This window comes from Nocardia brasiliensis NBRC 14402, assembly GCF_000308475.2.
Classification (GTDB): domain Bacteria; phylum Actinomycetota; class Actinomycetes; order Mycobacteriales; family Mycobacteriaceae; genus Nocardia; species Nocardia brasiliensis.
The window spans coordinates 39,705-52,129 of sequence record NZ_BAFT02000090.1; the positions used below are offsets into that span (position 1 = coordinate 39,705).

Annotated in this window: 9 protein-coding genes; 3 read left to right on the forward strand and 6 right to left on the reverse strand. The window is 67.5% G+C overall.

What is annotated here, in order from left to right:
* Nucleotides 1-113: 113 nt before the first annotated feature.
* Entirely contained in the window at nt 114-794 is a 681-nt protein-coding gene (locus tag TY25_RS31030; protein ID WP_052383298.1) for a CPBP family intramembrane glutamic endopeptidase, read from the reverse strand.
* Nucleotides 791-2,530, reverse strand: coding sequence for an alpha/beta hydrolase (locus tag TY25_RS31035; RefSeq protein WP_042262104.1), 1,740 nt, complete (start codon nt 2,528-2,530; stop codon nt 791-793). The genes TY25_RS31030 and TY25_RS31035 overlap by 4 nt, the downstream gene beginning before the upstream one ends.
* A gap of 237 nt (nt 2,531-2,767) precedes the next feature.
* Between TY25_RS31035 and TY25_RS31040 the strand changes: the two genes are divergently transcribed.
* Nucleotides 2,768-3,058 (forward strand): YiaA/YiaB family inner membrane protein, encoded by a 291-nt coding sequence (locus tag TY25_RS31040; protein ID WP_014981461.1) that lies wholly within the window; start codon nt 2,768-2,770, stop codon nt 3,056-3,058.
* Between the two features lie 64 nt (nt 3,059-3,122).
* Here the strand turns inward: TY25_RS31040 and TY25_RS31045 are convergent, their stop codons facing one another.
* Nucleotides 3,123-4,880: an alpha/beta hydrolase gene (locus TY25_RS31045; protein ID WP_052383299.1), complete on the reverse strand. Its 1,758-nt coding sequence runs from the start codon at nt 4,878-4,880 to the stop codon at nt 3,123-3,125.
* Nucleotides 4,880-7,174, reverse strand: a complete 2,295-nt coding sequence (gene purL, locus TY25_RS31050) for a phosphoribosylformylglycinamidine synthase subunit PurL (protein WP_042262110.1) — start codon at nt 7,172-7,174, stop codon at nt 4,880-4,882. The genes TY25_RS31045 and purL overlap by 1 nt, the downstream gene beginning before the upstream one ends.
* 199 nt (nt 7,175-7,373) lie before the next feature.
* Between purL and TY25_RS31055 the strand changes: the two genes are divergently transcribed.
* On the forward strand, nt 7,374-8,699 hold the full coding sequence (locus TY25_RS31055) for a glycosyltransferase 87 family protein (protein ID WP_081869213.1): 1,326 nt from the start codon (nt 7,374-7,376) through the stop codon (nt 8,697-8,699).
* Here the strand turns inward: TY25_RS31055 and TY25_RS31060 are convergent.
* Both TY25_RS31060 and TY25_RS31065 read right to left on the reverse strand, forming a co-directional pair.
* Nucleotides 8,648-9,943: a M18 family aminopeptidase gene (locus TY25_RS31060; protein WP_042262112.1), complete on the reverse strand. Its 1,296-nt coding sequence runs from the start codon at nt 9,941-9,943 to the stop codon at nt 8,648-8,650. The two genes, TY25_RS31055 and TY25_RS31060, sit on opposite strands and share 52 nt — an antisense overlap.
* 160 nt (nt 9,944-10,103) lie before the next feature.
* Entirely contained in the window at nt 10,104-10,496 is a 393-nt protein-coding gene (locus tag TY25_RS31065) for a hemophore-related protein (protein WP_051728014.1), read from the reverse strand.
* A gap of 417 nt (nt 10,497-10,913) precedes the next feature.
* Here TY25_RS31065 and TY25_RS31070 point away from each other — a divergent pair, with 417 nt between their 5' ends.
* Nucleotides 10,914-11,909 carry an alpha/beta hydrolase gene (locus TY25_RS31070; protein ID WP_042262113.1) on the forward strand — a complete coding sequence of 332 codons (996 nt, stop codon included), beginning with the start codon at nt 10,914-10,916 and terminating at the stop codon, nt 11,907-11,909.
* The last annotated feature ends 516 nt before the right edge of the window (nt 11,910-12,425 follow it).

Genomic DNA, 12,425 nt, shown 5'->3' on the forward strand with positions numbered 1-12,425 from the left:
ACGCAAGAGTCATCGCGGAAGCGTCAGAAATGCCAGTTCACAGCCGATTCAGCGGAATTCGGCGACCACAAAGTGCCCGGCCGGCAACACATGCCGGCCCGGGGCGGAACGCGCTAGCGGTCGCCCCCGCCAACCGGCCCATGCAGCGATGGCCGTGTCTCGCCCTGCCCGAAGGACAGTCGCCGAGCCAATTGCGGCGCAACGGCACCACCCACATTCGTGGCGAGATGCAGCAGAGCGGGAGCCGTGGCGCTCGCTGTACGACGGCGGAGCCAGCCGAGAACGAAACCACCCGCGGCGGTGGCGGCCACGGTCACCGGCACACTGTCACCCGCGGCTCGCGCCGGATGGATATGCCAGCAGCCGAAGGTAGACGAACCCACCACGGTTCCGGCGATCGAACCAAAAGCTTTGTCCAGCAGGGGTTCCAACGTCGCCCGAAAGATCAGCTCTTCGCTGTAAACCGTGCCGATCGGGATGTGCACACCGACCCACTCGGCGACCGGAACATCCGGCGCTCGATCAGCGGCCGCCGCCAAGCCTCGGCGCGCCGACGGGATCGCAAGGGCCACACCGTAACCGGCGGCAACCAGCGCAGCCGACATCGCACCGTAACGAAAACCCTTCGCAGAAAACCAATCAGGAACACCCCGAAAGGAAGCGGCGTAAGCCGTGGCGAACCCCGCATTGGCCGCGGTCCGCCCGCGCACTCCGAGCCCGAGCCCGGGCAGCACGAGATTGCTCCAAACCAGCGGAATCCCGACGGCAGCAAAGGCTTTCGGTAAACGGCTCACTTGATCTTCCGTTCGAAATCCTCGGCGGACTCGATCTCCGCCCTGATCCGGTCCGACATCGCCGCCGACCAGTCCGGCGGCGCCGCCACTGCCGCCCAGCCGTCCAGCACGAGGCTGCCGTAGCGGTGCCCGTGCCCGTCGGTGACGCCCTGGGCATTGGTGAGGTCGGCGGCCACCTGCCAGAAGGTGACGAACGGCCACCAGCGCATCTGTGAAGAGACATCGGAACCGCGCGGTTCCGACAGCCAATCCGGTTGCGAGAAGATCAGATCCGTCGACCACCAGACGATCGGGTCCGAGGCGTGTTGCAGGTATGCGATCCGCGGCGGCCGCCACTCGGTGGACGGACGCGCGAGATCCGCACTGTCCGAGGCGAATCGCACGACCAAGCCGTCCGCATAAACCGGCTCGACCTCGCGTGAGCCCGGATCGCGCCGCGAAACGAACTGCTCCCACAGGCGATTCGAGTTCGGCGGCCCCACCCAGAGCGCGCCGTCCACCTTCGTGCGCAGGTCGGCGAGCCCGTCGAACGCCGCCTCGGAGCCCTGCGAGCCCAGGCTCTCCCCGTAGACCAGCAGCTTCGGCCGTTGCTGTTGCGGGCGCGCGCTCCAGTGCCGATATACCGCGTCGAACAACTCTTTTCCGGCCGTCGCGGCTTTGCCACGGTCGGCCAGGAACGACAGCACGCTCGGCAGATACGAGTACTGCGTGGCGATGATCGCACTGTCGCCGCCGTACATGTATTCGATCGCACCCGCCGCCATGGCATTGACCCAGCCGGTGCCGGTGGTCGTCACCACCACGAGCACCTTGCGATCGAAGGCGCCGGTGCGTTCGAGTTCGGCGGCCGCCAGCTCCGCGGGTTCCTCGCCGTTCTTGGCCGACTCCAACCCGACATAGGCGCGGATCGGCTCGCGCGCGGGCTTGCCGGTCACCTCGCTGATCTTGCTCGCGGTCGGTCCGTGCGAGACGAACCAGCGCCCCTCGAACCCGAGGGTCTCCCATTTGGCCAGGGACGCAGGACTGCCGGACCGTTCCGGTTGGGTCGGCTGGATCGCATTCGTCGACGTGTGGTCGTTGCGCACGCTGAACGCGGAATTGGCCACGGCGAAGAACGCGCGCGAGGCCACACCGTTGAAGATCGTCACGGTCAGCACGACGAGCACCAGGAAGCCGGCGGCGGGCGCCAGCTCGCGCGGCACCCGGACCCACCGGTTGAGCAGCCGGGCCAGGAACAGGATGGTCTCGCGCACCGTCCGGTACGCGGCCACCACGGCCGCGCCGACCGCCATGCTCAGCAATCCGGTGCGCAGATAGGCCGGTGTCGTGGTGCCTTCCATGCCCATCAGCGCGGTGATCTCGCGCTGCCAGCGCGCCGACTGGACCAGCATCAGCGCCGCACTCAACGCCGCGGTGAACAAGATCGCGGACTTCACGGCGTAGCGCACCCAGGTGGGCGGCGGCGGCAGGAACTTCTGCAACCGCGGCCGCACCCACAGCCGGAACAACCACTCGAGCAGGCAGCCGACGCCGTAGCCGAGCGCGGCGTTGACCCCACTGATCAGACCCTGGAACAGCCAGTCGCGCGGCACCAACGACGGCGTCACCGACAGCGCGAAGAACAACGTGGCGAAGACCAGTCCGACATAGTTCAGGTCGATGACGTCTTCCACGCGCCGCACGACGACGACGCCGCGCGTACGCAGCTTCGTCAGGGTGGAGGCGGTCTCTAGCACGAAACTCAGCGCGTGCGGAGTTCGGCCGCGAGCAGTTCCATAGCGATCATCATCGCAACAGTATGGCGGTCCGGTTCCGCCGGCGAGTGTTGGCCAGGCCGCCAAGCGGCGGATCGACACAGATCACACTCGCCTGCCGCGCCTGTCGTCTCCCGCAACGACGGATCGGCAACTACCCAGGGTGCTCGAGTAGTTGTACACGGTTGTGCGGGTACGCGTGTCGCCAGAATTCTTGGCATGAGCACTCCCAACGCACAGCCGAAGACCACCTCGGCCTTCGTCGCCCAGGCCGCGATCGCGTTCGGCGTCAGCTTTTTCGGGGCGGGCGCGGGCATTCTGTATCTGCCGCTGGACATCTGGCAGCGCAGCTTTCTGGCGATGAGCCTTCTCTTCCTGGTCACCAGCACCTTCACCTTGGCGAAGGTGGTGCGGGACCAGCACGAAGCCGCGACCGTGCACGGTCGCATCGATCAGGCACGGATGGAAAAGCTGCTCGCCGAGCACGATCCGTTCAACACCATCGCCTGATCACGCTCCTGGGCGGGCCCGGTGACGAGGGGTCCTGGCCCGCCCAGGCCAGCGGATCAACTCGTCACTTGAGCGAGCGTTCCCGAACTGCCGACTCCGCCAAGTAGTTTCGGATCCGGTCCGAGAGATCGGCGGTCCAGTCCGGCGGCTGCGCGATCGCGGCCCAGGCGTCGAGCACCAGCGTGCCGTAGCGGTGCCCGTGTCCGTCGTTGACGCCCTGCGCATTGGGCAGATCGGCGGCGACCTGCCAGAACGTGACGATCGGATACCACGCCATCGTCGGCGACACGTCGGAGCCGCGCGGTTCGCGCAGCCAATCCGGTTCGCTGAACAGCAGATCCGGCGACCACCACACCACCGGATCGGACGCGTGCTGCAGGTAGGCGACGCGCGGTGTCAGCCAGGTGCTCGACGGCTGCCACAGATCACCGCGGCCGTCCGCGAAACGCACCACGAGGCCGTCGGCGTAGGTCGGCAGTACCTCGGGAGAGCCGGGATCGCGCCGCGCCACGAATTCACTCCACAACCGGTTCGAGTTCGGCGGCCCCACCCAGAGCACGCCATCGGTCCGGTTACGCAGGTCGGCGAGACCGGAGAACGCGCCTTCGGCCCCCTGCGAGCCGAGGCTCTCCCCGTAGACGAGCAGCTTCGGCCTGGCCTCGGCCGGCCGCACCGACCAGTGCTCGTACACCTTGTCGAACACCAGCTTTCCCATCCGGGTCGCCTTGTCCTTGTCCGAAAGGAAGGACAGCACGCTGGGTAGATACGAGTACTGGGTGGCGACGATCGCGCTGTCGCCGCCGTACATCATCTCCACGGATTCGGCGCTGGTCGAGTCGACCCAGCCGGTGCCGGTCGTGGTCACCACGACCAGGATCTTGCGATCGAAGGCCCCCGTCCGCTCGAGTTCGGCGACGGCCAGTTCGGCTTGCGCCTCGGGACCGTCCGCCGATTCCAAGCCGGTGTACACCCGGATCGGCTCCTTGGCCGGTTTGCCGGTGACCTTTTCGATGTCCGCGGCGCTCGGCACGTAGGAGACGAACCATCGCCCCTCCGAGCCGAGGGTCTCCCACTTCGCCAATGAGGCCGGGCTGCCGGATCTTTCGGGCAGCTGCGGTTGTGTGGCATTGGGCGAGGTGTGGCTGTTGCGCACGCTGAACGCCGAATTCGCCACCGAGAAGAAGGCTTTCGCCAGCACGCCGTTGAACAGCGTGACGGCCACGATGGTGACGATCAGGAAGCCGAGCGGCATGGCCAGGCGGCGCGGGACGTGCACCCACTTCGTCAGCTCACCCGCGACCCACCGCACCAGCCAGCGCACCGCCCGGAACACACCGATCACCAGCGCGATCACGGCGGCGCTCAACGCACCGGTACGCAGGAAGCCGCTGGTCGTGATGTCGTCCATGCCCATCAGCTGGGTGATCTCGCGCTGCCAGCGCGCCGACTGCACCAGCATGAGCACCGCGGCCAGCGCACAGCCGAGCAGCACCACCACCTTCGCCACCGCGGGCAGCCGCGCAGGCAGGTCCGCCAGCACTGTGGTGACCTGCTCGGGCAGCCGCGGCCGAATCCAGCTGCGGTACATCAACTCCAGCAGACAGCCGACGCCGTAGCCGATGGCCGCGTTGACCCCGCCGATCAGTCCCTCGAACAACCAATCCCGCGGCAGCAGCGAGGGCGTCAGCGACAACGAGAAGAACAGCGTCGCGACGACAAGACCCACATAGTTCGGGCGGAAGAAACGCTCGACGGCGCCGACGATCCGGCCGGCGCCGTCGCGCACACGTACTACTGAGACCGCTCCAGCCTCAGCCGCCATCAGAGCGCACTTGCTCCGAACAACTTCGGCAGCGTGCCCTCGTGCGCGGCCCGCAGCTCGTCCATCGGGACGGAGAACTGTCCCTGCACCTCAACCGAATCCGCGCCCTGGTCGACCACGCCGATGCGCACCCACGGCAGTTCGCGGGCGGTGCACATCTTGGTGAACCGGGTCTCCTCCGAGCGCGGCACCGCGACGAGCACCCGGCCCGCCGATTCGGAGAACAGCGTGACGAACGGGTCCGCGTCCTCGGGAAGCAGGATGCGGCAACCGGTTTCACCGGCCAGCGCGGCCTCCACGACGGCCTGGATCAGGCCACCCTCCGAAAGGTCGTGTGCGGCACTGATCATGCCGTCGCGCGAACCCGCGGTGAGCACCTCGGCCAGCAGCTGCTCGCGCGCGAAATCGACCTTCGGCGGCACACCGCCCAGGTGATCGTGCACGACCTGGGACCAGATCGAGCCGTCGAATTCGTCGTGGGTGTCACCGAGCAGGATCAGGGTCTCGCCCGGCTCCAGCCCGAGCCCGGTCGGGATGCGCCGGTGCACGTCGTCGATGACGCCGAGCACGCCGACCACGGGGGTCGGCAGGATGGCCGTCTGCCCGGTCTGGTTGTAGAAGCTCACGTTGCCGCCGGTGACCGGAATGCCCAGCGCCACACAGCCGTCCGCGAGACCGCGCACGGCCTGCTGGAACTGCCACATCACGCCCGGATCCTCCGGCGAACCGAAGTTCAGGCAGTTGGTGACGGCCTTCGGGGTCGCGCCGGTGGTGGCCACGTTGCGGAACGCCTCGGCGAGCGCGAGCTGCGCGCCGGTGTAGGGGTCCAGCTTGGTGTAGCGGCCGGACGCGTCGGTGGCCAGCGCGATACCGCGCCCGGTCGACTCGTCGATCCGGATGACGCCCGCGTCGGCGTGCTCGGCGAGCACGGTATTGCCGCGCACGTAGCGGTCGTACTGCTCGGTGATCCACTTGCGGCTGCACAGCTGCGGGCTGGCCAGCATCTGCAGCAGCGTGGCGCGCAGTTCGTCGCCGGTCTTCGGGCGGGTCAGCTTGCCGGTGCTGTCGGCGATCAGCGCGTCCTGCTCGTCCGGTCGCTGCACCGGGCGCTCGTACACCGGGCCCTCGTGCGCGACGGTGCGCGGCGGGACGTCGACCACGGTCTCGCCGTGCCAGGTGACGACCAGCCGGTCGCCGTCGGTGACCTCGCCGATCACCGTGGCGAGCGTGTCCCACTTACGGCACACGGCCATGAAGGCGTCCACGTTCTCCGGGGTCACCACGGCGCACATGCGCTCCTGCGATTCGCTGGAGAGCACCTCGGCCGGGGTCATCCCGGTGGCGCGCATCGGCACCCGGTCCAGTTCGATGTGCATGCCGCCGTCGCCCGCGGCCGCCAGTTCGGAGGTGGCGCAGGACAATCCGGCGCCGCCGAGGTCCTGGATGCCGACCACCAGCTTGGCCGCGTACAGCTCGAGACAGCACTCGATGAGCACCTTCTCGGTGAACGGATCGCCCACCTGCACGCTCGGCAGCTTCTTGCGACCGGTACCGGATTCGTCACCGGAGAAGGTGTCCGAGGCGAGCACGGAGACGCCGCCGATGCCGTCCAGGCCGGTGCGCGCACCGAAAAGAATGATCTTGTTGCCGGTGCCGGAGGCGAAGGCCAGGTGCAGATCCTCGACCCGCATCACGCCCGCGCACAGCGCGTTCACCAGCGGATTGCCTTGGTAGGAGGCATCGAACACGGTCTCGCCGCCGATATTCGGCAGGCCGAGGGAATTGCCGTAACCGCCGACCCCGCGCACCACGCCGTCGACCACGCGCCGGGTGTCGGCCGCGTCCGCGGCGCCGAAGCGCAGCTGATCCATCACCGCGATCGGGCGCGCGCCCATCGCCATGATGTCGCGCACGATGCCGCCGACGCCGGTCGCCGCGCCCTGGTAGGGCTCGACGTAGGACGGGTGATTGTGGCTCTCCACCTTGAAGGTGACCGCCCAGCCGTCGCCGACGTCCACCACACCCGCGTTCTCGCCGATGCCCGCGAGCATCGAGGCGCGCATCTGCTCGGTGGTGGTCTGGCCGAAGTAGCGCAGGTGCACCTTCGAGGACTTGTAGGAGCAGTGCTCGCTCCACATCACCGAGTACATCGCCAACTCGGCGTCGGTCGGCCTGCGGCCGAGAATGTCCTTGATGCGGGCGTACTCGTCGTCCTTCAGACCCAGCTCTTTATAGGGTTGCGGCACGTCGGGAGTTGCTGCGGCTGCGCTGACGGTGTCGACCTGCGAAGTCACGGGGTACCAGGGTCCTTTCGGGCCGGGAGCGCGAAGCTGGGGATTCGCCTGGAAGTTTAGCCGTCACGGTTCGTGGGCACCGGGCCGCATACACCTCACGCCCGGTTCGCCGTTTTCCTGTGCGCCCGGTCACAGCGCGCGCGGGTGGCCACGCGCGCCGACGCGGGTCACACCGTCCCACACAGTTACGCTGGGGCCCGTGAACGAACGATCGGGGATCGCGGATTCCGCTGAGCCGGTTGTCGCGAAGGCCGGGCCGGTTGCCGAGCACGACGGGCAGGATGGCACCAGCACCGAGTCGACTGCCCAGGTGCGCGTTCCGCTGTCCGGTGACCAACTGCGCTGGCTCCTGCTCGCCATCGGCCTGTTCGCCGCGTCCGCGGTGCTGTCGCTGGTCGTGCACTGGTGGACCGGCTACATCGATCTACAGGTGTACCGCAACGGTGCCCGGGTCTGGCTCGACGACGGCGAGCTGTACGGCCCGATGCCGCCGGTGGCGGGTATCGGCCTGCCGTTCACCTATCCCCCGCTGGCCGCGCTGTTCTTCGCCCCGCTCGCGCTGATCGCGCTGCCGGTCGCCGAGGTGATCGTGCTGACGAGTTCGCTGGCGAGCCTGGCGATCACGCTGTGGCTGGTGCTCGCCCGGATCCGGCCGGGGCTGCCCAGGGTCACCATGTGGACCCTGGTGATCGGGGCGGTCGCGCTGCTGCAGACCTTCGAACCGCTGCGCCAGACCTTCGGTTTCGGCCAGATCAACCTGGTGCTGATGGCCGCCGTCACGCTGGATTGCCTGGTGCGCAAGCCATTCTGGCCGCGCGGCATGCTGATCGGCATCGCGGTGTCGGTGAAACTGATCCCCGGCGGCTACCTGCTGTACTTCCTGCTGCGCAAGGACTGGAAGGCGGCGGGCACGCTGATCGTCTCGGCGATCGGGGCGGTGGGTCTGGGCTTCCTGTTGTTCCCGAGCGATTCGACCGAGTACTGGTTCCACACGCTGGCCGACACCGGCCGGATCGGCCCGCCCTATTTCGCGGGCAACCAGTCGATCAAGGGTATGGCGTTCCGGCTCGGTCTGCCCGACTCGGCGGCCACCGTGCTGTGGATCGTGCTGTCGCTGGTCGCGGTCGCGCTGGCCGCGGTCTGGATGCGCAGGCTGATCGACGCGGGCGCCACGGTGGCCGCGCTGCTGGTGAATGCGGCTGCGGTGCTGCTGGTTTCGCCGGTCTCCTGGTCGCACCACTGGGTGTGGATCGCGCCCGCCGCGGTGGTGACCGCGGACGTGATCGTGCGCGGCAAGCGTTCGCCGGTGTTCCTCGGCTGCGTCGGTGCGCTGACCGTCATGTTCCTGATCGGACCGCAGTGGCTGCTGCCGCACTCCGACGACAAGGAACTCGACTGGGCGTGGTGGCAGCAGCTCATCGGCAGCAGCTATGTGCTGGCCACCCTCGCCGTCTTCGTCGTCGCGGTGCTCACCTACCGCCCGGTGGCGGCGGGCGTGAGGAAGGCGGCCAGCGCCGCGGCGTAGGCGGGCACGTCGGCGGCGCCCATCACTTCGCGCGCCGAATGCATCGCCAGCTGGGCCGCGCCGACATCGACCGTGGTGATGCCGGTGCCCGCGGCCGTCATCGGGCCGATCGTCGAGCCGCAGGGCAGATCGGCGCGATGCACGTAGCGCTGCAACGGAACTCCGGCCTGCGCGCAGGCCAGCGCGAACGCGCCGGCTCCGGCCGCATCGGTGGCGTAGCGCAGATTCTGGTTGACCTTGAGCACCGGCCCGCCGTTCACCTCGATCCGATGCGCGGGCTCATGCCGCTCCGGGTAGTTGGGATGCGTCGCATGCGCCATATCGCCGGAGGCGACCACCGAACCGGCCAGCGAGGCAAGGTATTCCGTGCGGTCGCCACCGCGGGTGAGCACGATCCGCTCCAGCACCCGGGGCAGCAGATCGGACTGGGCGCCGCGATCGGACTGACTGCCGACCTCCTCGTGGTCGAACATGACGAGCACCGGAATCGCGGCACCGGGCTCGGCGGCCGCGGCGAGGAAGGCCTGCAGGCCCGCGTAGCAGGTGCCTTGGTTGTCCAGGCGCGGTGCGCTGACCAGATCGAGGTCGCGGCCGACGATCCGGCTCGGCGCCAGGTCGTGCGTCATCAGTTCCCAGCCGAGCACCGCGGCGGGGTCGAGATCGGCGTGCTCGGCGACGAATTCGAGGAACGAGCGCGGCTCCCGGCCGACACCCCACACCGCGTTCACGTGCCGCTGCGGATCCAGTGCGACGCCCTTGCGATCGTCGGACAGGTGAATGGCCAGCTGCGGCACCCGCAGAATCGGATCATCGATGCGAACCAGCTTCTCGCGCACCGCATCTCCGTCGCGCACGCTCAGCCGCCCGGAGATCCCGAGTTCGCGGTCCAGCCAGGAATTCAGCCAGGCGCCGCCGTAGGGCTCCAGGCCGACCAGCTGCCAGCCCGCGGACGCCAGGTCGGGATGCTGTTTGACGCGCAGGTTCGGGCTGTCGGTGTGCGCGCCGACCACCCGGAACGGCGTCACCCCCGCGGCATCGGCGGCCCAGGCGATCAGCGAACCACCGCGCACCACGAAATGCTTACCGGCCCCGTCCGCCGGCCACGGGTCCGCCTCGGCCAGCCGGGTGAACCCGGCGGCTTCCAGTTCCGCTGCCACCGTTCGGCAGACGTGGAAGGGCGAGGGCGATTCGTCGACGAACGCGCACAACCCGGTGGCCGTGGCAGCAGTAGAGGAAACGGGCATGTCTGCGATCCTAGGCACGCGTGCGCCGCGGTGATCGAACGCCGACCCGCGGGGCCGGTCGAGAGCAGGGCCGGTGGCGTCCCCGCCGAGGCGCGAACGCCGACCTGCCCACCCACTGTCCGTCGAACAGCGCGAGTGCCCAAGTAGTTCTAGCGCGAAACTACGACTGCGGGAACGTCTTGCAGGACGTGCTGATCTTCGTCATCTTGTCGCCCAGGTCCGGGCTCATGGCGTCGAGCGGGGTCTCCACGCCGCTCTTCTTCTGCGCGGTGAACTCCTGGAACGTCTTCACACGCACGTCGGTCGGCATGTTGTAGGCCGCCTCCAGCGCCATCTTCTGCACCGGCGAGGCGTCGAGCTTCGCGGCCATCTCCGGCGCGTCCTGATGGATCGCGGCGTCGATCTGCTTGAAGGAGCATTCCGAGCTCAGCAGCGGAGCGAGATCGTCGATCATATCCGCCGCGGCAATTCCGGTGCCGAACAGCGAGGCGCCGGCGGCGATACCGGTGATGGCGAGAGAAGCGAAGGCGTAACGCGGGTTGAGCATCTTCATGAATTCACCCTTCGGAGAGCTCGATCGGATGTCGGGGCTGAATACCCCGGCGCAGATGGTACCCAAGGACTTCCACGAAGTACCAAGTGCATCCGTTCCGCACCCGGATATGTCCGCGCATTCGCGTCCGGACGTGGTGAATTGCCGCGGAGATTTCCACAGTGGACGACCGATGACCGCTGGTGCGGCGAAGAACGTTGCGCCCCTTGGCAGCTTCCGGAACGCCACCTATGACAACTGACCAGTTTGCCGAGGATTCTACGTAATTCGGACATTGCTTCGTGTCGCCGCATGTGCGATCCGAACGGCGTGCTAAAAGCTTGTCCTATGAATTGGAGCGTAAACGCAGAAGCACACAACTCCCGCAGATCACGTTCCGTAGCCTCCATCGCGGCGACCGGACTGCTCGCCTGCGCCATGACCGCACTGGGTGTATCGGCGGCAACGGCCGACCCGGCCACCGATGCAAAACTGCTGACCACTTCGGTTACCGCACCGGACGGATCTCGGATAACCGACACAGAGACCATCGACGACCGCAATATCCGACTTCAGGTTTATTCCGCGGCGATGGACAAGACCTTTCCGGTCGAAATCCAGCGCCCCGCCGATACGTCCAAGCCGCGCCCGAGCCTGTATCTGCTGAGCGGCGCGGGCGGCGGTATCGACATCGCCTCCTGGCAGGCGCAAAGCGACGCCCGCGCGTTCATGGCGGACAAAGACGTGAACCTGATCCTGCCGATCGGCGGGATGTTCAGTTACTACACCGACTGGATCAAGGATGATCCGGTACTCGGCCGCAACAAATGGAAGACCTATCTGACCGAAGAGTTGCCGCCGATCATCGATGCGGCACTCGGCACGAATGGCGTGAACGGGATCGCGGGTATCTCGACCTCCGCGACCACCGTGCTCGCATTGCCCATCGCCAAACCGGGTCTCTACAACGTGGCGGCCGCGTACAGCGGTTGCGCACAGACCAGTGACCCGCTCGGTTCGCGATTCGTGAAGTTCGTCGTCGACGGTTACGGCGGCGCCAGCCACGAGAACATGTGGGGGCCGACCGGTTCCCGGGAATGGATCGCCAACGACCCCTACGTCAACGCCGAGGGCCTGCGCGGCACCGAACTGTATATCTCCTCGGGTAATGGCATGCCGGGTCGTTACGACACCCTGGACGGACCGCATACGCAGCCCGGCCCGAACGGTCTGGCCAACCAGATCATCATCGGCGGCCTGATCGAGGCGGCCACGGCGCACTGCACCCAGAATCTGAAGACGAAACTGGATTCGCTGGGCATTCCCGCCACCTTCACCATCCACGACACCGGGACGCATTCGTGGGGCTACTGGCAGGACGAGCTGAAGCTGTCCTGGCCGACCCTCGCGCACGGCATGGGCGTGAAAGAATAATTCCCCACCACCGATAGTTCGACGGTCCGGAGGACCGGGTGCAGCCTGCGTACGGGCCGCCCCGGTCCTCCGATTCGTATGGGGGCCAACAGGTTACGCGCACTGAGGCGAACCGCGGCGCAGCGCTCGACGGTGGTCGGCGGGTAAACACCGCAGGAAGCCTATCTGCCCGGGTGCCGGCCGCGCACGATATGCCCGCACCGGCGATATTCGAGCCCCGACGCACGACCCCGCACACGGCCCTCTCGATAGGTATCCCCCGGGCACGGCCGGAGACTCCGAGCTACATCATCGGGAGCCATCCGCACCGGGCCTGAAATGAACACAATCTATTTCACTGTTCGGCTACAACAATTCTCCGGAGCCGAACTCAGCCGGATAAAAAGAAGCGTGCCGGACGCTGCAGTCGTCCGGCACGATTTCGTTCTGTGCTGACTGGATCAGTAGCCAGTCAGAGGTGACAACTAGACGACGGCGACGATGATTCCGAGAATCACGCCCAGGGCCGCCACGGCT

Bases quoted from the DNA above. Each gene is read 5' to 3' on its own strand.
- TY25_RS31045 (WP_052383299.1), bottom strand. From the start codon at position 4,880: ATGGCGGCTGAGGCTGGAGCGGTCTCAGTAGTACGTGTGCGCGACGGC.
- TY25_RS31040 (WP_014981461.1), top strand. From the start codon at position 2,768: ATGAGCACTCCCAACGCACAGCCGAAGACCACCTCGGCCTTCGTCGCC.
- TY25_RS31065 (WP_051728014.1), bottom strand. From the start codon at position 10,496: ATGAAGATGCTCAACCCGCGTTACGCCTTCGCTTCTCTCGCCATCACC.
- TY25_RS31060 (WP_042262112.1), bottom strand. From the start codon at position 9,943: ATGCCCGTTTCCTCTACTGCTGCCACGGCCACCGGGTTGTGCGCGTTC.
- TY25_RS31070 (WP_042262113.1), top strand. From the start codon at position 10,914: ATGACCGCACTGGGTGTATCGGCGGCAACGGCCGACCCGGCCACCGAT.